Origin of the sequence: Sphingomonas sp. GC_Shp_5 (genome assembly GCF_026540855.1) — a bacterium.
In the GTDB taxonomy this organism is placed as follows: domain Bacteria; phylum Pseudomonadota; class Alphaproteobacteria; order Sphingomonadales; family Sphingomonadaceae; genus Sphingomonas.
Genome location: NZ_JALNUP010000001.1, coordinates 404,518 through 427,235 on the forward strand (window position 1 = coordinate 404,518; position 22,718 = coordinate 427,235).

General features: G+C 67.6%; 20 protein-coding genes and 1 tRNA gene. 14 read left to right on the plus strand and 7 right to left on the minus strand.

Annotated elements, in window-relative coordinates; all coding sequences use genetic code 11:
• The first annotated feature begins 3 nt into the window (after positions 1–3).
• From OXR60_RS01940 to moeB, 5 genes are read left to right on the plus strand one after another with little or no spacing between them, the layout of a single operon-like run.
• The gene (locus OXR60_RS01940; RefSeq protein ID WP_267393463.1) at positions 4–1,125 is read left to right on the plus strand and encodes a hypothetical protein; all 1,122 of its coding nucleotides are present in this window, start codon (positions 4–6) and stop codon (positions 1,123–1,125) included.
• A gap of 11 nt (positions 1,126–1,136) precedes the next feature.
• A complete protein-coding gene (gene coaBC, locus OXR60_RS01945) occupies positions 1,137–2,336 on the plus strand; it encodes a bifunctional phosphopantothenoylcysteine decarboxylase/phosphopantothenate--cysteine ligase CoaBC (RefSeq protein WP_267393465.1) in 1,200 nt (399 codons plus the stop codon).
• The gene (gene dut / locus OXR60_RS01950; protein WP_267393467.1) at positions 2,333–2,776 is read left to right on the plus strand and encodes a dUTP diphosphatase; all 444 of its coding nucleotides are present in this window, start codon (positions 2,333–2,335) and stop codon (positions 2,774–2,776) included. Before coaBC ends, dut begins: the two co-directional genes overlap by 4 nt.
• The gene (locus OXR60_RS01955) at positions 2,776–3,180 is read left to right on the plus strand and encodes a hypothetical protein (RefSeq protein ID WP_267393469.1); all 405 of its coding nucleotides are present in this window, start codon (positions 2,776–2,778) and stop codon (positions 3,178–3,180) included. Before dut ends, OXR60_RS01955 begins: the two co-directional genes overlap by 1 nt.
• On the plus strand, positions 3,177–3,932 hold the full coding sequence (moeB, locus tag OXR60_RS01960; RefSeq protein ID WP_267393471.1) for a molybdopterin-synthase adenylyltransferase MoeB: 756 nt from the start codon (positions 3,177–3,179) through the stop codon (positions 3,930–3,932). Before OXR60_RS01955 ends, moeB begins: the two co-directional genes overlap by 4 nt.
• Positions 3,933–3,952: 20 nt before the next feature.
• Here the strand turns inward: moeB and OXR60_RS01965 are convergent, their stop codons facing one another.
• Positions 3,953–4,954 carry an NAD-dependent epimerase/dehydratase family protein gene (locus OXR60_RS01965; RefSeq protein WP_267393473.1) on the minus strand — a complete coding sequence of 334 codons (1,002 nt, stop codon included), beginning with the start codon at positions 4,952–4,954 and terminating at the stop codon, positions 3,953–3,955.
• Positions 4,951–5,820, minus strand: coding sequence for a UTP--glucose-1-phosphate uridylyltransferase GalU (gene galU, locus OXR60_RS01970; RefSeq protein WP_267393475.1), 870 nt, complete (start codon positions 5,818–5,820; stop codon positions 4,951–4,953). The genes OXR60_RS01965 and galU overlap by 4 nt, the downstream gene beginning before the upstream one ends.
• 123 nt (positions 5,821–5,943) lie before the next feature.
• Between galU and wecB the strand changes: the two genes are divergently transcribed.
• From wecB to OXR60_RS01990, 4 genes are all read left to right on the plus strand, one after another.
• Positions 5,944–7,089, plus strand: coding sequence for a UDP-N-acetylglucosamine 2-epimerase (non-hydrolyzing) (gene wecB, locus OXR60_RS01975; RefSeq protein ID WP_267393476.1), 1,146 nt, complete (start codon positions 5,944–5,946; stop codon positions 7,087–7,089).
• Complete coding sequence (gene wecC, locus OXR60_RS01980; protein ID WP_267393478.1) at positions 7,073–8,371, plus strand: UDP-N-acetyl-D-mannosamine dehydrogenase; 1,299 nt, start codon at positions 7,073–7,075, stop codon at positions 8,369–8,371. Before wecB ends, wecC begins: the two co-directional genes overlap by 17 nt.
• Before the next feature lie 66 nt (positions 8,372–8,437).
• Complete coding sequence (locus OXR60_RS01985; RefSeq protein ID WP_267393479.1) at positions 8,438–9,235, plus strand: metallophosphoesterase family protein; 798 nt, start codon at positions 8,438–8,440, stop codon at positions 9,233–9,235.
• Between the two features lie 163 nt (positions 9,236–9,398).
• On the plus strand, positions 9,399–9,644 hold the full coding sequence (locus OXR60_RS01990; RefSeq protein WP_267393481.1) for a hypothetical protein: 246 nt from the start codon (positions 9,399–9,401) through the stop codon (positions 9,642–9,644).
• Positions 9,645–9,811: 167 nt separating this feature from the next.
• Here the strand turns inward: OXR60_RS01990 and OXR60_RS01995 are convergent, their stop codons facing one another.
• Together OXR60_RS01995 and rpsU are read right to left on the minus strand one after the other, a co-directional pair.
• Positions 9,812–10,435, minus strand: coding sequence for an FKBP-type peptidyl-prolyl cis-trans isomerase (locus OXR60_RS01995; protein ID WP_267393483.1), 624 nt, complete (start codon positions 10,433–10,435; stop codon positions 9,812–9,814).
• A 114-nt stretch (positions 10,436–10,549) separates the two neighbouring features.
• Positions 10,550–10,756 (minus strand): 30S ribosomal protein S21, encoded by a 207-nt coding sequence (gene rpsU, locus OXR60_RS02000; RefSeq protein WP_267393484.1) that lies wholly within the window; start codon positions 10,754–10,756, stop codon positions 10,550–10,552.
• A 216-nt stretch (positions 10,757–10,972) separates the two neighbouring features.
• Between rpsU and OXR60_RS02005 the strand changes: the two genes are divergently transcribed.
• Together OXR60_RS02005 and cysS are read left to right on the plus strand one after the other, a co-directional pair.
• Positions 10,973–11,884, plus strand: coding sequence for an intradiol ring-cleavage dioxygenase (locus OXR60_RS02005; protein WP_267393485.1), 912 nt, complete (start codon positions 10,973–10,975; stop codon positions 11,882–11,884).
• 80 nt (positions 11,885–11,964) lie between these two features.
• Complete coding sequence (gene cysS, locus OXR60_RS02010) at positions 11,965–13,410, plus strand: cysteine--tRNA ligase (protein ID WP_267393487.1); 1,446 nt, start codon at positions 11,965–11,967, stop codon at positions 13,408–13,410.
• A 149-nt stretch (positions 13,411–13,559) separates the two neighbouring features.
• On the opposite strand, the gene OXR60_RS02015 is transcribed toward cysS, so the two are convergent.
• A complete protein-coding gene (locus OXR60_RS02015; protein WP_267393488.1) occupies positions 13,560–14,561 on the minus strand; it encodes a M48 family metallopeptidase in 1,002 nt (333 codons plus the stop codon).
• A 307-nt stretch (positions 14,562–14,868) separates the two neighbouring features.
• On the opposite strand from OXR60_RS02015, the gene OXR60_RS02020 reads away from it, so the two are divergent.
• From OXR60_RS02020 to OXR60_RS02030, 3 genes are all read left to right on the plus strand, one after another.
• Positions 14,869–16,242, plus strand: coding sequence for a 3-deoxy-7-phosphoheptulonate synthase class II (locus tag OXR60_RS02020; RefSeq protein WP_267393489.1), 1,374 nt, complete (start codon positions 14,869–14,871; stop codon positions 16,240–16,242).
• Positions 16,243–16,322: 80 nt separating this feature from the next.
• Positions 16,323–16,397: transfer RNA gene (locus OXR60_RS02025), tRNA-Glu, on the plus strand.
• Between the two features lie 140 nt (positions 16,398–16,537).
• A complete protein-coding gene (locus OXR60_RS02030) occupies positions 16,538–17,896 on the plus strand; it encodes a cation:proton antiporter (protein WP_267393614.1) in 1,359 nt (452 codons plus the stop codon).
• A gap of 49 nt (positions 17,897–17,945) precedes the next feature.
• Here the strand turns inward: OXR60_RS02030 and OXR60_RS02035 are convergent, their stop codons facing one another.
• Positions 17,946–19,496 (minus strand): efflux transporter outer membrane subunit, encoded by a 1,551-nt coding sequence (locus OXR60_RS02035; protein ID WP_267393490.1) that lies wholly within the window; start codon positions 19,494–19,496, stop codon positions 17,946–17,948.
• 6 nt (positions 19,497–19,502) lie between these two features.
• Entirely contained in the window at positions 19,503–22,712 is a 3,210-nt protein-coding gene (locus tag OXR60_RS02040; RefSeq protein WP_267393492.1) for an efflux RND transporter permease subunit, read from the minus strand.
• Positions 22,713–22,718: the final 6 nt, after the last annotated feature.

Genomic DNA, 22,718 nt, shown 5'->3' on the forward strand with positions numbered 1-22,718 from the left:
GCGATGACCCGACGCCCGCTCAGCCCGATCTGGCTCGCTCAGCCATCGCGCTTCGCGTCGATCTCGCCGTGGCGCGGGCGGATCGGGCTGGTGCTGGTCGCCCTGCTGCTGCTGGCGACACTGCTCGTCTTTGCGACCCCTATGCCGCCAGCGGCAAGCCGCGATCCGGCGAGGCGCGCTGACGATCAGGCCGATGTCGTCCTATATGAAACGATCGTCGAAGGCGTGCGCCACGGCGGTGATTATTATCAGGTCGCCGCCAATGCCCAGCGGGCCGGCAATTACCCGCTGAAGCCGTTCGTGACATTTCGGCTGCCAACGCTGGCGGTGGTGCAAGGATCGATCCCATCCTGGGCGACGCCATTATTGCTGTATGCCCTGGCTCTGGCTGTGTTTGTAGCCTGGTATCGCCGGCTGGCGCCGGTGTTCTCACGACCGCCGCCGCTGCTCATCGCGATGGCGCTGCTGGCAGCGGGGATGATGGCGTTTGTTCAGGCCGAGCTGGCGCCATTCCACGAAATCTGGGCGGGGATGTTCGTCGCGTTGTCGCTGGCAGTGCGACGACCGGGCGCGTGGCTGCCGGCGGCGGCGTTCGGACTTGTTGCCGTGCTGATCCGGGAAACTGCCGCGCCTTACTTGGCCCTGATGGCCGTGATGGCGTGGATCGACGGCCAGCATCGCGAGGCGATCGGGTGGGGCATAGCGATCACGATCTTGGGGGTCGTACTGACGCTTCACGCTCATGCCGTCGCGCAGGTCGTTCACCCGCTCGACCCGCAGTCGCCCGGCTGGGCGGGAATGCTCGGCTTTGGCTTCTTTATCCGCACCATGACGGTCTCGACGGCGCTGGCGCTGATGCCACTGTGGCTGGCGGCGCCGCTGATCGGCCTGTCGCTGGTCGGCTGGGCGGCGTGGCGAGATCCGCTAGGGCTGCGGATGGTGCTGCTACTGGCGGGCTATGCGCTGGTGCTCTCGATCTTAGGACGGCTCGACACCTTCTACTGGGGGTTGCTGGTGGCGCCGGCGATGCTCGTCGGGCTTGCCTTCGTCCCCGATGGCGTGCGCGATCTCGTCGCCGCCGCGCAGGACACCCGGCGGATCACGGTGACGAGGGTCACGCGATGAGGGATAACGCGATGAAACGCATCCTGCTGATCATCGGTGGCGGTATCGCCGCCTACAAGGCCTGCGAGCTGGTCCGCCTGCTGCGCAAGCGCGGCTATCGGGTTCGCTGCGTGCTCACCGCCGGGGCGAGCCATTTCGTCACGCCGATGACGCTCGCCGCGTTGAGCGAGGACAAGGTCTATACCGACCTGTGGGATCTCAAGGACGAGGCCGAGATGGGCCACATCCAGCTCAGCCGCGAGGCCGATCTGGTGGTGGTGGCGCCCGCCACCGCCGACCTCCTCGCCAAAATGGCCGCGGGGCTTGCCGACGATCTCGCCACGACGCTGCTGCTCGCCACCGACAAGCCCGTGCTCGCCGCGCCGGCGATGAACGTGCGGATGTGGGACCATGCCGCGACGCGCCGCAACGTCGCCCAGCTCCGCGGCGACGGCATCACCGTGATCGAGCCTGACGAGGGGCCGATGGCCTGTGGCGAGTTCGGCGCCGGCCGCCTGCCTGAGCCGCCGGCGATCGCCGACGCGATCGATGCGGCGCTTGCCGGCCATGCCGCGGTGCCGGCGCGGCAGCGGCTGGCGGGCCAGCGCATGTTGGTGACCGCCGGCCCCACCCATGAACCGATCGACCCCGTCCGCTACATTGCCAACCGCTCGTCCGGCCGGCAGGGCTTCGCGATCGCCGAGGCGTTGGCGCGCCTCGGCGCCGAGGTGACGCTGGTCGCCGGGCCGGTGACGCTGCCGACTCCTGCGGGCGTCCGCCGTGTCGATGTCGTCAGCGCCCAGGACATGGCCGATGCCGTCGCCGGCGCACTGCCCGTCGATGCCGCCATCATGGTCGCCGCCGTCGCCGACTGGCGGGTCGCGGCCGCGCCGCACAAGGTGAAGAAGGGCGATGCGCCGCCTGCCCTCAGCCTCACCGAAAATGTCGATATCCTTGCCACCGTCGCGCAGGGCCCCGCACGGCCACGGCTGGTGGTCGGCTTCGCCGCCGAGACCGAGCAGGTGGTGGACCATGCCATCGCCAAGCGGGCCCGCAAGGGCGCCGACTGGATCGTCGGCAACGACGTCTCGGGCGACGTGTTCGGCGGCGACGCCAACACCGTCCACCTCGTGACCGCCGCCGGGGTCGAAACGTGGGAGCGCCTTGCCAAGGAGGCGGTCGCGGAGCGGCTCGCCAGCCGCATCGCCGATGCGCTAGAGGCAGGCGCATGACTGATATCCGTGTCGCGCTGATGCGCCTGCCGCATGGGGAAGGCCTGCCGCTCCCCGCTTATGCCACCGACGGCGCCGCTGGCATGGACGTGGTCGCCGCCGAAACGCTGAGCCTTGCGCCCGGCGCCAGGGCGGCGGTCGCCACCGGCTTCGCCATCGCCATCCCTGCCGGCTTCGAGGTGCAGGTGCGCCCCCGCTCGGGGCTCGCGCTCAAGCACGGCGTTACCTGCCTCAACACGCCCGGCACGATCGACTCCGACTATCGCGGCGAGGTGAAAGTGATCCTCGCCAACCTCGGTGACGAGCCGTTCGCCATCACCCGTGGCGACCGCATCGCCCAACTTGTCCCCGCCCCGGTTCAGCGCGCGACACTGGACGAGGTCGATGCGCTGGATCAGACCGGCAGAGGAATTGGAGGGTTCGGCTCGACCGGACGATGATGGCAATGTTGGCAATAGCGATCCAGGCGGCGGCCGTGTTGGCCGCCCCCGCCCCCGTGCCGCCCCAGGACTGGAGCGGGCTGCCGGTGCTCGCCTATGCCAAGGCGCCTGACGGTGCGGCGGTGTCGGGGTTCGTCGCCGCCGAGGTGACGGCGGGGCGATGCCGCGCAGCCTCCGTGTCGCCGGCAGGCGCGACGCTTGCGGTCGATGCCGCGGTGCTGGTCGCGCCGGACGGTCTTGCCCGCAAGGTGGTGCCGCGCGCGATCGATTGCCCCGCGGTCGAGCAATATGCCGCCGGCCTGATCTCCAGCACCGTCCGCGCCAATGCCGCCACCAACAGCCCGGTCGCCGTCGCGGGCGAAGGCTGGTACCGGACCACCCTCACCTTCTCCTGGAAGCCGTGATCCTCGCCGACGAGGAGCTCGACCGCTACGCCCGTCACATCATCCTCAAGGAGATCGGGGGCGATGGCCAGCGTCGCCTAAAAGCGGCGACGGCACTGATTATCGGGGCGGGCGGGATCGGCTCGCCTGCCATCCAATATCTGGCGGCGGCGGGCATCGGCCGGCTGGTTATCGTCGACGACGATCGGGTGGAAGCCTCCAACCTCCAGCGCCAGACGATCTTCTCCGCCGCCTCCATCGGCGCGCGCAAGGCCGAAGCAGCGGCCGAAGCGGCGCTCCGGCTCAACCCGCTGATCGAGGCCGTGCCCGATGTCGTCCGGCTCGACGGCGACAATGCAGAATCAATGGTTGCCGATGCCGATGTCGTGATCGATGGTTCCGACAATTTCGACACCCGGCTCACCGTCGCCGACACCGCTCACGCCGCCCGTGTGCCGCTGGTTTCGGCAGCGGTCGGCCAGTTCGATGGCCAGCTGGCGACGTTCCGCGGCTGGGAAGCGGGCAAGCCATGCTACCGCTGCTTTGTCGGCGGCGATCCCGCACAGGCCGGCGCGACCTGTGCCGACGACGGCGTGCTCGGTCCGGTGACGGGGGTGATGGGCAGCCTGGCCGCGCTCGAGGCGATCCGCGCGATCGTGCCGTTCGGTGAAGACACGGCGGGCAAGCTGCTGCTCGTCGACGCCCTGTCGTGGCGATTCCGCACGCTGAACCTGCCAAAGGATCCCGGCTGCCGGACGTGTGGGCAGCAGTAGGTACCTGACCGACGGTCGGGCTACTGCCCGATCCGCTGCCGGTACCAGTCGACGAACTGCGGCACCCCCACCTCGATCGGCGTGGTCGGTGCAAATCCGAGGTCGCGCTGTGTGGCAGTAATGTCGGCATAGGTGGCCATCACGTCACCGGGCTGCATCGGCTGGTGATCGCGCACTGCCTTGCGCCCGCACGCCTCCTCGATCACGTCGATCAGCCGGCCAAGCTCCTCCGACCGGTGGTTGCCGATATTGTAGAGCGCGTGCGGCTTGATGCTGCCACCGGGCTTGGCCACGCCGTCGTCCGCCGGCGGGCGGTCCAGCGCGGCGACCACGCCGGCGACTATATCGTCGATATAGGTGAAATCGCGCTGCATGCGGCCATGATTGAACACCTTGATCGGCCGCCCGGCGAGGATCGCGTCGGTGAACAGCCACACCGCCATGTCCGGCCGCCCCCATGGTCCGTAGACCGTAAAGAAGCGGAGGCCGGTCTGCGGCAGCCGATAAAGATGGGCATAGCTTTCGCTCATCAGCTCGTCCGCCTTCTTGGTCGCGGCGTAGAGCGAGACGGGATGATTCACCCGGTCGTCGACGCTGAACGGCAGCGTCTCGTTGCCGCCATAGACCGACGAGGATGACGCATAGACGAGATGGCCACAGCCGCGTTGGCGGGCGACCTCTAGCATGTTGAGGTGGCCGGCGAGATTGGCCCGGGCATAGGCGCGAGGGTTCTCGATCGAGTAACGCACCCCGGGCTGCGCGCCGAGGTGGACGATGCGATCGAATGCGCGACCGGCCAGCGCCTCGTCGAGCCAGCGATCGTCGGCGAAATCGCCGTCGAGTACCGTCACCCGGCCGCCGCTGCGAGCGACGAGATCGGCCACCCGATCGAGCTTGAGCTGCGGGTCGTAATAGTCGTTGAAATTGTCGACCCCGATCACCGTGTCGCCGCGCGCGGTGAGGCGTGCGGCGACGTGATAGCCGATGAACCCGGCGACCCCGGTGACGAGGACGCTGCTCACCCGAGCAGCTGCTCCGCGAAGCTGCGCACCGCCGGGCCGATGTCGGCCCGCTGCAGCGCCAGCGCCAGATTGGCCTGGATGTAGCCCGCCTTGTCGCCGCAATCGAAGCGATGGCCATCGAAGGTGAAGCCGTGGAACGGCTGCTGGCCGATCAGCTGCGCCATCGCGTCGGTCAGCTGGATCTCGCCGCCGGCACCCTTTTCCTGGTTCTCCAGGATGCGCATCACCTCGGGCTGCAGAATGTAGCGGCCCGGGATCATCAGGTTGGACGGCGCACTGCCCTTGCCGGGCTTCTCGACCAGCGCCTTGACCTCGGTAAGCCGGCCGTCGATCGCGCCGGGCGAGATGATGCCATATTTGTCGGTCTCGCTGTCGGGCACCTCGAGCGCGCCAATGACGTTGCCGCCGACCTTGTCATAGGCCTCGACCATCTGCTTCATGAAGCCTGGCGAACCGGCCATCAGTTCGTCGGGCAGCAGCACCGCGAACGGCTCGTCGCCGACGATCTCGCGCGCGCACCACACGGCATGACCAAGGCCGAGCGGCTCCTGCTGGCGGACATAGACCGGCGAGCCCGGCTTCTGGCGGATGCCATCGAGCACGGCGAGCGACTTGCCGCGCCGGCGCATCGTGTCCTCGAGCTCGTAGGAAATGTCGAAATGATCCTCGAGCGCGGTCTTGTTGCGACCGGTAACGAAGATGATCTGCTCGATGCCTGCTTCCAGCGCCTCTTCGACCGCATATTGGATCAGCGGCTTGTCGACGACGGTGAGCATCTCCTTGGGCATCGACTTGGTCGCCGGGAGGAACCGGGTACCGAGCCCCGCGACGGGGAAGACGGCCTTGCGTACGCGCTTGATGGTCATTGCGATCCCTTGTTACCCCGGAGTTTTCGAGGGGGCGTCTAATCTGCTGGCGATGTGTCGGCAACGGCATGCCGCACAATTGCTTAGCGGCATGTTAAGAGCTTCTATCTAGCGATGCAGCGCATGCCAGCAGCCTCTTCCGCCGCCTCTCCCAAGATCCTGGTCATTTTCGGCACCCGACCCGAAGCGATCAAGCTATTCCCGGTCATCCGTGCCCTGGCGGCGACCGATGGCCTACGCGTGGTCACCTGCGTCACCGCGCAGCATCGCGGGCTGCTCGATCAGGTGCTCAGCATCGCGGATTTGCGACCCGACATCGATCTCGACCTGATGGAGCCCGGACAAACGCTCGACCGGCTCACCGCGCGGCTGCTCACCGGGCTCGGCGAGGTGATGGATGTTGAATTGCCCGATCGCGTGATCGTCCAGGGCGATACCGCGACCGCGATGGCCGGTGCGCTCGCCGCTTACTACCGCAAGATCCCGGTCGCACATGTCGAGGCGGGGCTGCGCTCGGGCAACATCTACCATCCCTGGCCAGAGGAGGTGAACCGCCGCATCGTTGCGCCGATCGCCGACCTTCATTTCGCGCCGACCAACACCGCGGCAGCCGCGCTGGCGCGCGAGAATGTCACCACCGGCGTTCATGTCACCGGAAACACCGTGATCGACGCGCTGCACTGGACGCGCGAGCGGATCGCCGCCGATCCGTCGATGGCGGACGGGCTCGATGCCATCGAACGGCGCTTCGCCGGCAAACGCGTCGTGCTGGTCACCACCCATCGGCGCGAAAATTTCGGAGACGGCATGGCCGCGATTGCACGGGCGATCGCGCGCATCGCCGATCGCGAGGATGTCGCCGTACTGTTCCCGATGCACCCCAATCCCAACGTCGGCGCGGTGATGGATGCGATCCTTGGCGAGCGCGCCAATGTCGCCCGGATCGAGCCGCTGGATTATCCCCACTTCATCCGCGCACTGGCGCTGTGCGATCTGGCGCTGACCGATTCGGGCGGCGTCCAGGAGGAAGCGCCCGCGCTCGGCAAGCCGGTGCTGGTGATGCGCGACACCACCGAGCGCCCCGAAGGCGTGGCGGCGGGGACCGCGCGGTTGATCGGCACCGACGAGGACCGCATCGTTTCCGAAGTCTTCACGCTTCTCGACGACAAGGCCGCCTATTCCGCGATGGCGCGCGCCCACAATCCTTTCGGCGACGGCAACGCAAGCAACCGGATCGCAAGGATCGTCGCCGATGGTTTCGGACTCTGAACTCAAGGTCGTCGTACTCGGCCTGGGCTATATCGGCCTGCCGACCGCGGCGGTGATCGCCCGGACCGGGGCGAGCGTGCTCGGCATTGATGTGACACCCTCCGTGGTCGAGACGGTCAACTCAGGCCGCGTCCATATCGAGGAGGTCGATCTCGATGGGCTGGTATCCGGCGTCGTCGCGCGCGGTTCGCTGCGCGCGTCCACCCAGATCGAACCGGCCGATGTGTTCGTCATCGCCGTGCCGACGCCGTTCGCCGAGGATCACGCGCCCAACATCGGCTATGTACTGCAGGCGGCGACGAGCATCGCCACGGCGCTCAAGACCGGCGACACCATCATCCTCGAATCGACCTCGCCGGTCGGCACCACCGAGGAGGTCCGCGACCTGATCGCACAGCTCCGCCCCGATCTGCGCGTGCCCGGGCGCACCGGCGATCAGGCCGATGTTGCCATCGCCTATTGCCCGGAGCGGGTGCTGCCCGGCCGCATCCTCGTCGAACTGATCGACAACGATCGGGTGATCGGCGGCATCACGCCGCGGTGCGCGCGCAAGGCATTGGGCTTCTATCGCCGCTTCGTCCGCGGCGCCTGCGTCACCACCACCGCACGCGCCGCCGAGATGACCAAGCTGACCGAAAATGCGTTCCGCGACGTCAACATCGCCTTCGCCAACGAATTGAGCCTGGTCGCCGACACGATGGGCGTCGATGTGTGGGAGGTGATCCGGCTCGCCAATCGCCACCCGCGGGTCAACATCCTCCAGCCTGGCCCGGGCGTCGGAGGGCATTGCATCGCCGTCGATCCCTGGTTCCTGGTACACGCCGCCCCGGACAGCACGCCGCTGATCCGCACCGCTCGCCTGGTCAACGACGGCAAGACCGATCATGTCATCGCTCAGGCTGCGGCGTTGATCGAGGCGCAACCTGGGGCGCCGGTCGCCTGCCTCGGGCTCGCGTTCAAGGCCAATATCGATGATTTCCGCGAAAGCCCGGCGCTCAAGGTTGCGGTCGCGCTTGCCGACATGTTCGGCGAGCGGGTGCGGATCGTCGAACCTTATGCGGCGACGCTGCCGGATGCGTTCATCGGCACCGGTGCAACGCTGACCGATGTCGACAGCGCTATCGAGACGTGCCCCGTGATGATCGTGCTCGTCGACCATGACGTGTTCCGCTCGATCCCGCTCGAGGAGCGGCTCGACAAGGCCGTGCTCGACACCCGCGGAATATGGCCGGATCAGCCGCGTGCGGCCAAGCCGGCACCGGCGTTGCGACTCGCCAGCTGAGCCGGACACCCTTGCCGCCCGTCACGGGCGGGGGTATCGAGTCCTTTCCTCAATCTGACTGGTGTAATGCTTAGGAAGCTGCTCAATCCGCGGCGAGCGGCGGAGGTTTCGCTGACATCGGTGCCGCCCGGCGAACGGGTCTATGCGATCGGCGACATCCACGGCTGCGCCGACCTGCTCGACGACCTGTTGGTGAAGATCGACGCCGATGACGCCGCGCGCTCGCCGGCACGGACCACGCTGGTGTTCCTCGGCGACCTGATCGATCGTGGCCCGGCGTCCGCCGCGGTGGTGGAGCGACTGCGCCAGCTTCACCTGCGTCGGCCGGATACCCGCTTCCTGCTGGGCAATCACGAGGAGATTTTCCTCGGCGCGGTCGACGGCGAACCCAAGGCGCTGCGGCTGTTCTGCCGCATCGGCGGACGCGAGACGATCATGAGCTATGGCCTCGAGGCAAGCGCCTATGACGCGATGGACTATGAAGAACTAGCCAAGACGCTGGTGCATCTCGTTCCCGACAACCACCGCGCCTTCATTGCCGCCTTCGAGAACATGATCGAGATCGGCGACTATCTGTTCGTCCATGCCGGTATCCGTCCGGGCGTTGCGCTGGACGAACAGCGCGACTCCGATCTGCGCTGGATCCGCGATCCGTTTCTCGAACATCGCAAGCCGCTCGGCAAGATGATCGTCCATGGTCATACCATCGCCGAACAGTTGGATGTCCAGCCGCATCGGATCGGCGTCGACACTGGTGCTTATGCGACCGGTCGTCTGACCGCCCTCGCCTTGGAGGGAACCGAACGCTGGTCGGTGCAGACGAGCGGGGATGCTGCCGCGACGAAATCGGAAGCGTCGGCTTGATTTGCCTTCCCTGTTTTCGGTCGGCTGGTTAGATGGCGACGACGGCTGCATGTTGCACCGTCGCAACAGTGCCTGACATGATCTGCGCACATCTCGTCATCTACTTGTTCTGTTAACGTTTATGTGGCAGGCGTTTGGCTGACGAGCACAAAGGGAGTTCAACATGCGTCTTGGGAAGTATCTCATGGCAGCAGCAGTCGCCACCATGGCGGTTGCTCCGGCCGTAGCAGCTCCGGCCAACCCGGCCGCCAGCCTGTCGGTGTCGAAGTCGGTTCGTACCGGTTCGACCTCGGCCAAGAAGAACGAGCTCGCCGGTGGCGGCATCCTGATCGCGGTTCTCGCGGCAGCAGCCGTTGTCGCCGGTATCGTTGTCGTTGCCGACAGCGATGACGACGCGGACAGCAACTAAGCTGTTCTAGCTTCGGCTAGGGAAATAGCGGCCTTCGGGCCGCTATTTTTTTGCCCGACGAAGATCGGGCAGGTGGACGGGAGATACGACAACGGCCGCACGCCCTGGGGCATGCGGCCGTTGCGCTCGGTGCGGCGGCGAGCATGACGCCCGCCGCCGGACTTCGATCAGTTTTGCGGCGCGGGGGCCGGCGCACCACCGGGCATCGGCTGGCCGGGCATCGGCTGACCGGGCATCGCCTGGCCGCCGGGCATGCCTTGGGCGCCGCCCATCATCTGCTGCTGCTGTGCCTGCATCTGGCGCACGACGCTCTCGGGCAGGAAGTCGAGCAGGTCGATATCGAACACCAGCGTCGAATTGGCCGGGATCGGGCCCGACGCCTTGTCGCCATAGCCGAGGCTCGGCTTGATCCAGACGCGGTACTTGGCGCCCTTCGGCATCAGCTTGAGCGCCTCGGAGAAGCCGGGGACGACCGCCGCGACCGGCATCGGGGTGGGCTGCTGCGACTTGTCGAAGGTGGTGCCGTTGAGGAGCTTGCCCTCATAGTTGATCAGCGCGACGTCGGCGTCGGTCGGCTTGGGCGCACCGGGCTTGCCGGGCTCGAGCACCTTATACTGAAGGCCCGAGGGGGTGGTGAGCACACCCTTGGCGCGGGCATTGCGGGCAAGGAAGTCGTCGCCCTGCTGGGCCAGCGCGAAGGCGGCGATGCAGGCGAGGACGATCCCTACCCAGAGGTAGACGAGATAGCTGCGCTTGATGGGACGCAGGGGCACGGCAGTGACGGTGGACATCGGGACACCTGGAGTTGTGGTGCCGGTCCGGCCGTCACCGGTGAAACTTCTCTAACCTCGCGCATACGCGCCGCGACTGGCGGCGTATACGACAGCTAAGCTTACCTACTTATCTCAGCGCGCGCCGTCGCGTTCGGCGCGCTTGCGCTCGAGCTTGCGGGAGCGGCGAACGGCAGCAGCGCGCTCGCGGGCACGCTTCTCCGACGGCTTCTCATAGTGCCGGCGCAGCTTCATCTCGCGATACACGCCCTCGCGCTGCAGCTTCTTCTTAAGCGCGCGAAGGGCCTGGTCGACATTGTTGTCGCGGACGACGATCTGCATAAAACCGATGAACTCCACTCAAATGGGTAACGCGGCCGCGCACCGAGGGTACGCGCCGTGTGAACGGGCCCCCTAGCAGCGAGGCAGGCAATTTGCAACCCGCAGCACCAACGCCCTGGCCGCAACATGGCGGCAACAAAGCCCGTTTCGCAGACATAGCCGCGCAACGGCGCCCGCGCATCATCGTCCGGCTTTTACCCCGGGAGACGGATCAGCATGGACCATCACGACAACCACACCCACGGCCACAGCCTTGCCGACGACCTGCCGCTGATCGACGCGATGATCGCGCGCCGCCGGGCGCTGAAATGGTTCATCGGCGCCGGCAGCGCCGCGCTGGTCGCCGGGTGCGGCGGCAGCGGCGCGGACGATGTCGACGTGATCACCGGCGCCGCGGCCACCGCCACCCCGACTCCGACGGCGACACCGACACCGACCGCCACCGCCGGGCCGCTCGCGACCACCGCGGCCTGCATCGCCGATCCTACCGAAACCGGTGGTCCCTACCCCGCCGACGGCACCAACACGTCGGGCGGCGCCAGCTCGAACGTGCTCACCGTCAACGGCATCGTGCGCAGCGACATCCGCGCAAGCTTCATCTCCACCACCACGGTGGCGACGGACGTGCAGATGACGCTCACCCTGACCCTGGTCGACGTCAACGCGAGCTGCGCCCCGCTTGCAGGCTTTGCGATCTACCTGTGGCAGTGCGACCGCAACGGGCATTATTCGCTGTACAGCGGCGCCACTGCGGAAAGCTATCTGCGCGGGGTGCAGGTGACCGACGCCAACGGCCAGGTCAGCTTCACCACCATCTTTCCCGCCTGCTACGACGGGCGCTGGCCGCATCTGCATTTCGAGATCTTCTCGAGCCTCGGCAATGCGCTCGGCGGCCGCTATGCGGTGTTGACCTCGCAGCTGGCGCTACCGGCCGACTGGTGTGCGACGGTCTATGCCGACACGAGCACCTATCCCTCGAGCAGCGGCAACTTCGCGCGGGTCAGCCTGGCGAGCGACATGGTGTTCGGCGACAACAGCGATGCCCAGCTCGCACAGCAGACCCCGGCGGTGACGGGGACGGTGGCGACGGGACTGGTCGCGACGGCAGTGATCGGGATCGCGCGCTAGCGACGCGGCGCGCTGCTCGAGACAGCGGGAACATGGCAGCGCTCTTGGCGCGGGTCGGTCGGCAGGGCTAAGGCGGGCGGATGACGTCGCTCACCCTTTACAACAGCCTGACCCGCAGCCTTGAAGCGTTCCAGCCGGAGGACCCGGCCAACGTACGGGTCTATTCGTGCGGGCCGACGGTGTACCATCATGCCCATATCGGCAATCTGCGCGCCTATGTGTTCACCGATACGCTGGCGCGGGTGCTGCGCTGGACCGGCCATGGCCTTACCCATGTGATCAACATCACCGACGTCGGCCACCTCACCTCCGATGCCGATGCCGGCGACGACAAGATGGAGGCGGCGGCGCGGGCGAGCGGGCAGGACATCTGGGCGATCGCGCGCCACTATACCGACGCGTTCAAGCAGAATTTGCGCGATCTCAACATCGGCGATCCCACCCATTTCCCGCTCGCCACCGACCATGTCGAGGCGATGATCGCGTTCGGCGTCGCGATCGAGCAGCGGCATTGCTACCGCCTGCCCGACGGGCTGTATTTCGACACCAGCACCGTGCCTGATTACGGCCGGTTGGCGCGGGCGCAGGACGATGTCGGCGAGAGCCGGATCGACGTGGTCGACGGCAAGCGCCACCCGGCCGACTTCGCGATCTGGCGGACCTCGGCGCCCGGCGAGAACCGGCAGATGGAGTGGGACAGCCCGTGGGGCCGCGGCGCGCCGGGCTGGCATCTCGAATGCTCGGTGATGGGCCGCCATTTCCTCGGCGCGCATTTCGACATCCACACCGGCGGGATCGATCACCGCGAAATCCATCATCCCAATGAGATCGCGCAGAACCAGGCATTCGGCGGCTGCACCGGCGGCAGCCCGATCGACACCGGCGCGAGCGTGTGGATGCACAACAACTTCCTGGTCGACCGTGGCGGCAAGATGTCCAAATCGTCGGGCGAGTTCCTGCGGCTGCAGGCGCTGGTCGATCGCGGCTTCCACCCGCTCGCCTATCGGCTGATGTGCCTGCAGGCACAGTATCGCAATGAGCTCGATTTCTCCTGGGACAATCTGGCGGCGGCGGCGACGCGGCTGAAGCGGCTGGTGCAGACGGTCGCGGCGCTGAAGGCCAGGCCCCCTGCCCCCTCGGCGGCGAGCGCCGCGGCCTATCGCGAGCGGCTCGCCGCCGCCGTCGCCGACGACCTCAACACGCCGAAAGCGCTGCCGGTGCTCGACGAACTGCTCGCCGACAAGAAGGTATCGGCGGCCGACCGGGTCGCCGCGCTGGCCGATTTCGACGCGGTGCTCGGGCTCGACCTGCTTGCACTGTCGCGCGAGGATCTGCGGGTGCGGCCTGTCGATGCCGGGATCGACGAGGCGGGGATCGCTGCACGGCTGGCGGAACGGCGCGAGGCGCGCGCGGCGAAGGATTTCCCGCGCTCCGATGCGATCCGCGACGAGCTCGCCGCGGCGGGGGTCGAGGTGATGGACGGCGACCCATTGGGGTGGGACTGGAAGGTCCAGGTGGAACGGTGACAGCGCGTGTGACCACCCGCTCAGCATGAGCCGTCATCCCAGCGCAGGCTGGGGTCTTGTGCGGCGCCTATCCTGCTCCACTGCCTGAGATCCCAGCTTTCGCTGGGATGACGGACATTGAGGGGAGACGGCATTGCAACGGCCGCGGTCTAGTCCAGCGGGCGGTCACGCTCGGCGAGAACCGGCGGCAGGTAAGGCAGCGGCGCGTTGGCGGGGATGCGGGCGATCTCGTCGGCGAGCGCCTGGGCACGGGCCTTGGATGAGGGATGGGTGCGGCTGCGGAACACACCGCCATCGATGTCGCCGCCATGCTCGCGCCAGAAGCGCACCGCGAGCTGCGGATCATAGCCGGCGTTGCGGATCAGGTGCAGGCCGAGCAGATCCGCCTGATCCTCGGTGGTGCGGAACAGCCGGCCGTTGCGGCCGACCTCGGCGAGCAGCCCGCGGTTGACCTTGGCGGCATCGAGCCGGGCGCGATGGCGCAGGATGTTGTGGGCGAGCTCATGGGCGACAACCACCGCGACCTCGTCGTCGCTGTAGCGTTCGAAGAAGCGCACCCCGAGCTGGACGATGCGGCCGTCGGCAGAGGCCTCCATGCCGGGGCCGAGCAGCACCTCGAACGCGCTGCGGCAGCCGGGGCTCGCCGCCACGGTGACGCGGCGGCGCTCGCCGCCCTGCAGGGTATCGACCACCAACGGGCGGTCGGCCGGCTGCGCGGCGACCAGCGCATTGGCGGCGTCGCGCGCCTGGCTGGTCGCGGGAGCATTCCCGGGCGCTGCAGGGGCGAGCGGCTGGCCGTCGACCGCGACGATCGACAGATTGTCGTGCAGCCCGGCGCGCGCCGCGACCGAGCCCGGCACCACCGCCTCGATCGCGATCGGCGCGTCGAACCCGAACGCGGTGCGCGCGGCCCCGCGCAGCCCGGGGTCGTACTGGCCGAGGCCATGCAGCGCCCAGCCTGGGGTCGGCGCGAGATCGCGGCACAAGGCGGCATTGGCGGTGGTGAGGCGGTAGGCGATCGCCGCCATCCGGCCGTCGACCGCGCGCAGCGCGGCAAAGGTCGCGGCGGGATCATCGGCCGCGGTGGCGGTGATCGGCGCGGCGATCAGGGCAAGGGCAGCAAGGCGGGCGGCGAGCGAGGCGACGGTCATTGGGGGTGGTTCTAGTCGCCGGCGGGCGGGATGGCCATTGGTCGCGGGGCGACGTGGGCGGATCGGCTGAGAACCTGCCCTGCTTTGCCCCCATCCCGTCATGCCGGCGAAAGCCGGTACCTTCTTGGGAAGAGAGCCGCCGCTCGCCGCGAGAGTCCCCGGCCCCCGCGGGGGTGACGGATTTGAACGGAATTGGCGAATGCCCCCCGGCATGGCGAAGAAGCGCCTATCCCTCGCCCAAGCCCTGCTTAATTGCGTCGGCGGCCATTTCGGCGCATGAACCCGCGCCTCAACCGAGGAATTCATCATGGCCGCCCACTGGGCCCCCGACAGCTGGACGCGCGCCGAAGCGCGCCAGCTTCCCGATTATCCCGATGCCGCCGCGCTCAAGGCGGCCACCGACACGCTCGGCTCGTTCCCGCCGCTGGTGTTCGCCGGCGAGGCGCGCAACCTGACGAGCGAGCTCGCCGATGTCGCCGCCGGCAAGGCGTTCCTGCTCCAGGGCGGTGATTGCGCCGAGAGCTTCGCCGAATTCCACCCCAACAACATCCGCGATACCTTCCGCGTCATCCTGCAGATGGCGGTGGTGCTCACCTATGCCGGCAAGCTGCCGGTGGTGAAGCTCGGGCGGATGGCGGGGCAGTTCGCCAAGCCGCGCTCGACCGCGACCGAGACGATCGAGGGCGTCGAGCTGCCGAGCTATCGCGGCGACAACGTCAACGACATCGCCTTCACCCCCGAGAGCCGCATTCCCGATCCGCAGCGGATGGTGCGGGCGTACTCGCAATCGGCGGCGACGCTCAACCTGCTGCGCGCCTTCGCGCAGGGCGGCTATGCCAATCTCGCGCAGGTCCATCGCTGGACCCACGACTTCATGGGCCGCAGCCCGTGGTCGAAGAAATATGCCGAGACCGCCGACCGGATCGGCGAGGCGCTCGAGTTCATGGCGGCGTGCGGGATCAACCCCGAGACGGTGCCGCAGCTCGCGCAGACCAGCTTCTTCACCAGCCACGAGGCGCTGCTGCTGCCGTTCGAGCAGGCGCTGACGCGGCAGGACAGCCTGACCGGCGACTGGTATGACACGTCCGCGCATTTCCTGTGGATCGGCGACCGCACCCGCTTCGAAGGCTCGGCGCATGTCGAGTTCCTGCGCGGGATCGGCAACCCGATCGGGCTGAAATGCGGGCCGAGCCTGGAGCCCGACGCGCTGCTGCGGATGCTCGACACGCTCAATCCCGGCCGCGTGCCCGGGCGGATGACGCTGATCACCCGCTACGGCTATGACAAAATCGAGGCGGCGCTGCCGCGGCTGGTCCGCGCGGTGACCCGCGAGGGCCATCCGGTGGTGTGGAGCTGCGATCCGATGCACGGCAATACCGTGAAGGCAGTGACCGGCTACAAGACCCGGCCGTTCGACCGCATCCTCGCCGAGGTGCGCGGCTTCTTTGCGGTGCACCGCGCCGAGGGCACGCACGCCGGCGGCATCCATGCCGAGATGACCGGGCAGAACGTCACCGAATGCACCGGCGGCGCGGTCGACGTCACCGAGCAGAGCCTCGCCGATCGCTACCACACCCATTGCGATCCGCGGCTCAACGCCGGGCAGAGCCTGGAGCTCGCCTTCCTGCTCGCCGAGATGCTCAACGCCGAAATGGCGGAGCGCCGCAAGGTCGCGGCCTGAGCGCACGCCCCTTGAAAAACAGCGCCGGGCGGACTTGACGCCCGGCGCCGTCCCACGTAATTGCCCGCCTCCACCGTATCGGCCCCTTCGTCTAGCGGTTAGGACGACGCCCTCTCACGGCGTAAGCACGAGTTCGATTCTCGTAGGGGTCACCACGGTTTTCCTGTCATCGAGCCGATCGTCGCCGCGCCCATTGCGGCGATGCGATCGCTTGCCTCTTGCATCCGCCCGCCGCTTTGCTGTTTACCCGCCACGATGACGAGCGGAGCGTACCGCCGCGTATGGGGGAGTGATGATGGACGATTGGTGGGCAAGCCTGGGCAAGACGGTGTCGGGCGTGTTGTCGGCGCACGGGCCGGCGGTGCCGGCGGCGGCGCACAGCTATGCGCCGGGTGATTTCAGCATCCATTTCTTCCTCCAGCTCGCGGTGATCCTGGTCGCGTGCCGGCTGGTCGGCTGGCTCGGCAAAAAGCTGCTCGGTCAGCCGCAAGTGGTCGGCGAGATGATCGCCGGCGTGCTGCTCGGGCCGTCGCTGTTCGGCCTGACGCTGCCCGACCTGCAGGGCGCGGTCTTCCCCAAGGAGACCAAGAACGTGCTCTATGCGGGCGCGCAGCTCGGCGTCGGCCTCTACATGTTCCTGGTCGGCACGACGCTGCGGCTCGACCATTTCCGCACCAAGGCGCGCAGCGCCTCGATCGTGTCGCTGGCGGGGATCGCCGCGCCGTTCGCCATCGCGGTGCTGATCACGCCGCTGCTGCTCGGCGTGCCCGGGCTGTTCGCGGCGGGGATCAGCCAGGCCAATGCGACGCTGTTCCTTGGCGCGTGCATCGCGCTCACCGCCTTCCCGATGCTGGCGCGGATCATCAACGAGCGCGGGCTCGCCGACAGCGCGCTCGGCACGCTGTCGCTCACCGCGGGGGCCTTCGACGATGCCTGTTCGTGGTGTGTGCTGGCGATCGTGCTCGCGACCTTCGGCGGCGGCCCCGGCGTCGCGATCCTGGCGATCGGCGGCGGGCTGCTGTGGGCGCTGGTCGTGCTGCGCGCCGGGCCGCGGCTGCTGGCGCCGCTCGCGCGCACCGTCGAGGCCGAGGGCGGGATGAGCATCCAGGTGTTCGCGCTGGTGATGATCGCCTTCTGCGTCTCTGCCTTCCTGATGGACGTGGTCGGCATCCATGCGATCTTCGGCGGCTTCATCCTCGGCGTGGTGATGCCGCGCGGGCTGCTCGCGAGCGAGATCAAGCGCAAGCTCGAGCCGCTCACCGTCGTGCTGCTGCTGCCGATGTTCTTCACCTATTCGGGGCTCAACACCCGGATGGACATGGTCAACTCGCCTAGCCTGCTGCTGATCGCGCTCGGTATCCTGGTGGCCTCGGTGATCGCCAAGGGCGGCGCCTGCTACCTCGCGGCGCGGCTGTCGGGCGAGGACAATCGCACCGCGCTCGGCATCGGCGCGCTGATGAACTCGCGCGGGCTGATGGAGCTGATCATCATTAACATCGGGCTGCAGAAGGGCATCATCGGCCCGACGCTGTTCTCGATGCTGGTGCTGATGGCGATCGTCACCACGATGATGGCGAGCCCATTGTTCGAGCTGTTCTATGGCCGCAAGGGCCGCGAGACGGGCGAGCTCGGCGCGCTCCAGCGCGCGGGGTAGTCACGCCGGCGCGGGGCGGTTCAGCGCCGATGCTGAACCGCCCCGACGGTCATGGACGGGTGGCGGTGACCGGCGCGCGTTCGTCGGGTTCGAGACCGCCGCCGAGCGAGCGATAGAGCTCGACCAGATTGCTCTCGCGGTTGAGCCGAGTGGTCACCAGCTGCTGCTGCGCCGAATAGGCCGTGCGCTGCGAATCGAGCGTGGTCAGGAACGACTCGACGCCGGCGCGGTAGCGGGCATCCGAGATGCGCAGCGCCGCGGTGGCGGCATCGACCCGCGCGGTCTGCGCAGCGATCTGTTCGTCGATCGTGCCGCGCTCGGCGAGCGCATCGGCGACCTCGCGGAACGCAGTCTGCACCGCGCGCTCATAGGTTGCGACGGCAGATTGCTGCTGCGCCTCGGCCACGCGGACGTTGCCGCGCAGACGGCCGCCGTCGAACAGCGGCAGCGAGATGGCGGGCGCGCCGGTGTAGGTGAAGCTGCCGCCGGCGAACAGGCCGCCGAGCGCGGTGCTGATCGTGCCCAGCGTCGCGGTGAGCGAGATGTTGGGGAACAGCGCCGCGCGCGCCGCACCGATATTGGCATTCTGCGCGATCAGCTGATGCTCGGCCTGGAGCACGTCCGGCCGGCTGAGCAGCACCGCGGATGCAATACCGGCAGGCAGCGCCTGGATGGCGCCGCCGTCGGTGCCGAGGCCCTGCGGCAGATTGTCGGGCGAGACCGGCGCGCCGACCAGCAGGTCGAGCGCATTCTTGTCCTGCGCCAGCCGGGTCCTGAGCACGGCGATGTCGTTGCGCGCCGCCTGATAGGTGGTCTCCGCCTGACGGGCCTCAAGTTCCGACGCCACGCCGATGCGGAATTGCGCGCGGGTCAGCTCGAGCGACTGCTCGAACGACTTGAGCGATTCCTGCGAGATGCGCAGCTGGTCCTGGTCCGACGCGAAGGTCAGCCAGGCGGTGGCGATCTCTGCGATCAGCGCGATGCGGGTGGAGCGCTGCGCTTCCTCGGTGGCAAAATACTGTTCGAGCGCGGCGCGGCTGAGGTTGCGGACGCGGCCGAACAGATCGACCTCATACGCCGAGAAGCCGACGTTGAGCGAATAGAACTCGTAATTGGACGAGGTCGACCCGACCGCGGACGCGGCGCCCGTGCCAGTCCCCGTGCCCGCGCCGCCCCCCGTACCGGTACCGGTGCCCGTACCAGTTCCGGTCCCGCCGGTCGCGGCGCCGGCCAGCGCCCCCGAGGCGCCCTGGACGTTGTTGGTATAGGTCGCCGACCCCGACAGCGTCGTCGAGGGCACCAGATCCGCGCGCTGGATACGATATTGCGCGCGGGCCTGGAGCACATTGGCCGCCGCGACGCGCAGGTCGCGGTTGTTGTCGAGCCCCAATGCGATGGTGGCGCGCAGGCGATCGTCGGTGAAGAACGAGCGCCAGCCGATCTTGGTGACGTCGGGCCCATCGGTGGCGGCGGCCGGATAGACGCCGCCCTGTGGCAGTGCCGCCGGTACCTCACCCACCGGCCGCACATAGTGCGGCGCGAGATTGCACCCGGCGAGCGCGGTGGCTGCCAGCAGGGCGAGGACGCATTTGCTATTCATCACAACTCAGGCTCCCTGCGGCGCGGGGCTGGGCCCACGCTCGCCGTCATCATGGCGTCCATGATCATCATCATGCGGATGGTCTTCCGCCACTGGTTCGGCATTCTGACCGGCGCCGAACAGCCGCAGCACGACGATGAAGAACATCGGCACGAAGAAGATCGCCAGCACCGTCGCCGAGAACATGCCGCCGACCACCGCGCGGCCGATGGCGTTCTGGCCGCCGGCGCCCGCGCCGTTGGCGATCGCCAGCGGAAACACGCCGAAAATAAACGCCAGACTGGTCATCAGGATCGGGCGGAGCCGCAGCTTCGCGGCATCCACAGCGGCGTCGAAGGCGTTCAGGCCGTGGCGCATCCGCTCTTCCGCGAACTCCACGATCAGAATCGCGTTCTTCGCCGAAACACCGATCGTGGTGATCAGACCCACCTGAAGGTAGATGTCGTTGTTGAGGCCAGTCAGCCGCGCCGCGAGCAGCGCACCAACGACACCCAGCGGCACCACCAGCATCACCGAGATCGGCACCGACCAGCTTTCATACAGCGCCGCGAGGCACAGGAAGACGATCAGCAGCGACAGGCCGTAGAGCGCCGGTGCCTGGCCGCCCGACAGCTGCTCTTCGTAGCTGAGGCCGGTCCAGTCGAGCCGCGTGCCGGGTGGCAATTTGGCCTGCATGTCTTCCATCGCCTTCAGCGCGGCGCCGGAGGCGACGCCCGGCGCCGGCTGGCCGAGGATCTCCATCGACGGCTGCCCGTTGTAGCGGGTCAGCTGGGTCGGCCCCTGGTGCCAGGACATGGTGGAGAAGGCCGTGAACGGCGTCATCGTGCCGCTCGCGTTGCGGACATAGAGGTCGCCGACATCTTCCGGGGTCATGCGGAACGGAGCGTCTGCCTGAATGTAGACGCGCTTGACGCGGCCGCGATCGATGAAGTCGTTGACGTAGGAGCCGCCCCAGGCGGTCGCGATGGTGCTGTTGACCGTCGCCAGATCGAGGCCGAGCGCACGCGCCTTGTCCTGATCGACATCGACCCTGAGCTGCGGCGCGTCGTCAAGCGCGTTGGGGCGCACGCCGACCAGCAGCTTGTTCTGCGCCGCCATGCCGAGCAACTGGTTGCGCGCAGCAAGCAGCTTGTCGTGGCCGATGCCGCCCTCGTCGACGAGCTGGAGGTCGAAGCCGGTGGCGTTGCCCAGTTCCTGGACGGCCGGCGGGATGACCGCAAAGATCAGGCCATCCTTATATTGCGAGAACACGCCCATCGCGCGGCCGACGATCGCCTGCGCCTTGTTGGCGGCGCCGGGCCGGTCCTTCCACTCCTTCATCGGCATGAACGCGATGCCGCTGTTCTGGCCGGTGCCCGAGAAGCTGAAGCCGTTGACCGTGTAGACGCCCCGGATCGCGGCGCCCGCATCCTTCAGGAAATGGTCGCGGACCAGATCCAGCCCCTTCTGGGTGCGCGCCGTGGTCGACCCTGCCGGCCCCTGAACCAGCGCGATCATCACGCCCTGGTCCTCATCGGGCAGGAAGCCGGTCGGCAGGCGCATGAACAGGAAGGTCATGCCGGCGACGATCAGCGCATAGATGATCAGCGAGCGGCCCCAGCGGCTGGCCGTGGAGCGGACGCCGCGCTCGTAGCGAGCACGCCCGCGATCGAACCGGTCGTTGAACCAGCGGAAGAAGCGCGCGAGCGGACCATGGCCTTCGTTCTTGTTCGGGTCATGCGGCTTGAGGATCGTCGCACACAACGCCGGGGTCAGGATCAACGCCACCGCGATCGACAGGATCATCGCCGAGACGATGGTGATGGAGAACTGACGATAGATGACGCCGGTCGAGCCGCCGAAGAAGGCCATCGGCAGGAACACCGCCGACAGCACCAGCGCGATGCCGATCAGCGCGCCGGTGATCTCGTCCATCGACTTACGCGCCGCTTCCTTCGGCGTCAGATGCTCGGTGGTAATCAATCGCTCGACGTTCTCGACGACCACGATCGCGTCGTCGACCAGCAAGCCGATCGCCAACACCATGCCGAACAGGGTGAGCGTGTTGATCGAATAGCCGAACATCGCCAGCACCGCGAAGGTACCGGTCAACACCACCGGCACCGCGATCGTCGGGATCAGCGTTGCGCGGAAGTTCTGGAGGAACAGGAACATGACGAGGAAGACGAGCACCACCGCCTCGACCAGCGTCTCGATCACCTGCTCGATCGAGAGGCGCACGAACGGCGACGTATCGTAGGGGAAGATGACCTTGACGTCGGGCGGGAACTGCTTGGCAAGCTCCGTCACCCGCTTCTTGACCGCGACCACGGTGTTGAGCGCGTTGGCGCCCGGCGCGAGCTTCACGGCGATACCCGAGGCGGGCTTGCCGTTCCATTCGGCCGAGAAGCTGTAGTTCTCCGCGCCGATGGCGACACGGGCGACATCGCCCAGGCGTACCACCGAACCGTCGGTGCCACTCTTCAGGCGAATTTGCGCGAACTGCTCGGGCGTGGTCAGCCGCGACGAGACGGAGACCGTCGCGTTGAGCATCTGTTCCTTCGGCGCCGGCTGGGCGCCGATCTGGCCGGCGGAGACCTGCGCATTCTGCGCCGTGACCGCGTTGGTCACGTCCTCCATCGTCAGCGCGAAGTTGTTCAGCTTGAGCGGGTCGACCCAAATGCGCATCGCATATTGCGAGCCGAAGATCTGCGTGTCGCCAACACCCGCGACCCGCGACAGCGGGTCGGAGATCTTGGAGGCGACGATGTCGGCGAGATCGTCCGCATCATGTTGCCCATTCTCGGAATACAGGCCGACGAACAACAGGATGTTCTGCGTCGCCTTCGCAACGATGATGCCCTGGCGCTGGACTTCCTGCGGCAGCAGCGGCGTTGCCGCCTGCAGCTTGTTCTGAACCTGGACCTGGGCAATGTCAGGATTGGTACCCTGCTCGAAGGTCAGCGTGATCGTGACGGTGCCGGCCGACGACGAGGATGCCGAGAAGTAGCGAAGGTGATCGATCCCCTTCATCTGCTGCTCGATGATCTGCGTGGTCGTATTCTCCAGCGTCTGCGCGTCCGCACCCGGATAGGTCGCGGTGATCGACACCGCGGGCGGCGCGATCGCCGGGAACTGCGCGATCGGGAGCGTGCGCACCGCCAGGATACCGGCGATGACGACCATCACCGCCAGCACATAGGCGAAGATCGGGCGATCGATGAAATAGCGTGACATGGCTGG

Bases quoted from the DNA above. Each gene is read 5' to 3' on its own strand.
- OXR60_RS01995 (WP_267393483.1), bottom strand. From the start codon at position 10,435: ATGTCCACCGTCACTGCCGTGCCCCTGCGTCCCATCAAGCGCAGCTAT.
- wecC (WP_267393478.1), top strand. From the start codon at position 7,073: ATGGTTTCGGACTCTGAACTCAAGGTCGTCGTACTCGGCCTGGGCTAT.
- dut (WP_267393467.1), top strand. From the start codon at position 2,333: ATGACTGATATCCGTGTCGCGCTGATGCGCCTGCCGCATGGGGAAGGC.
- OXR60_RS01985 (WP_267393479.1), top strand. From the start codon at position 8,438: ATGCTTAGGAAGCTGCTCAATCCGCGGCGAGCGGCGGAGGTTTCGCTG.
- OXR60_RS02020 (WP_267393489.1), top strand. From the start codon at position 14,869: ATGGCCGCCCACTGGGCCCCCGACAGCTGGACGCGCGCCGAAGCGCGC.
- OXR60_RS02005 (WP_267393485.1), top strand. From the start codon at position 10,973: ATGGACCATCACGACAACCACACCCACGGCCACAGCCTTGCCGACGAC.
- OXR60_RS02040 (WP_267393492.1), bottom strand. From the start codon at position 22,712: ATGTCACGCTATTTCATCGATCGCCCGATCTTCGCCTATGTGCTGGCG.
- OXR60_RS02030 (WP_267393614.1), top strand. From the start codon at position 16,538: ATGGACGATTGGTGGGCAAGCCTGGGCAAGACGGTGTCGGGCGTGTTG.
- OXR60_RS02015 (WP_267393488.1), bottom strand. From the start codon at position 14,561: ATGACCGTCGCCTCGCTCGCCGCCCGCCTTGCTGCCCTTGCCCTGATC.
- coaBC (WP_267393465.1), top strand. From the start codon at position 1,137: ATGAAACGCATCCTGCTGATCATCGGTGGCGGTATCGCCGCCTACAAG.
- rpsU (WP_267393484.1), bottom strand. From the start codon at position 10,756: ATGCAGATCGTCGTCCGCGACAACAATGTCGACCAGGCCCTTCGCGCG.
- wecB (WP_267393476.1), top strand. From the start codon at position 5,944: ATGCCAGCAGCCTCTTCCGCCGCCTCTCCCAAGATCCTGGTCATTTTC.
- cysS (WP_267393487.1), top strand. From the start codon at position 11,965: ATGACGTCGCTCACCCTTTACAACAGCCTGACCCGCAGCCTTGAAGCG.
- OXR60_RS01955 (WP_267393469.1), top strand. From the start codon at position 2,776: ATGGCAATGTTGGCAATAGCGATCCAGGCGGCGGCCGTGTTGGCCGCC.
- OXR60_RS01940 (WP_267393463.1), top strand. From the start codon at position 4: ATGACCCGACGCCCGCTCAGCCCGATCTGGCTCGCTCAGCCATCGCGC.
- galU (WP_267393475.1), bottom strand. From the start codon at position 5,820: ATGACCATCAAGCGCGTACGCAAGGCCGTCTTCCCCGTCGCGGGGCTC.
- OXR60_RS01990 (WP_267393481.1), top strand. From the start codon at position 9,399: ATGCGTCTTGGGAAGTATCTCATGGCAGCAGCAGTCGCCACCATGGCG.
- OXR60_RS02035 (WP_267393490.1), bottom strand. From the start codon at position 19,496: ATGAATAGCAAATGCGTCCTCGCCCTGCTGGCAGCCACCGCGCTCGCC.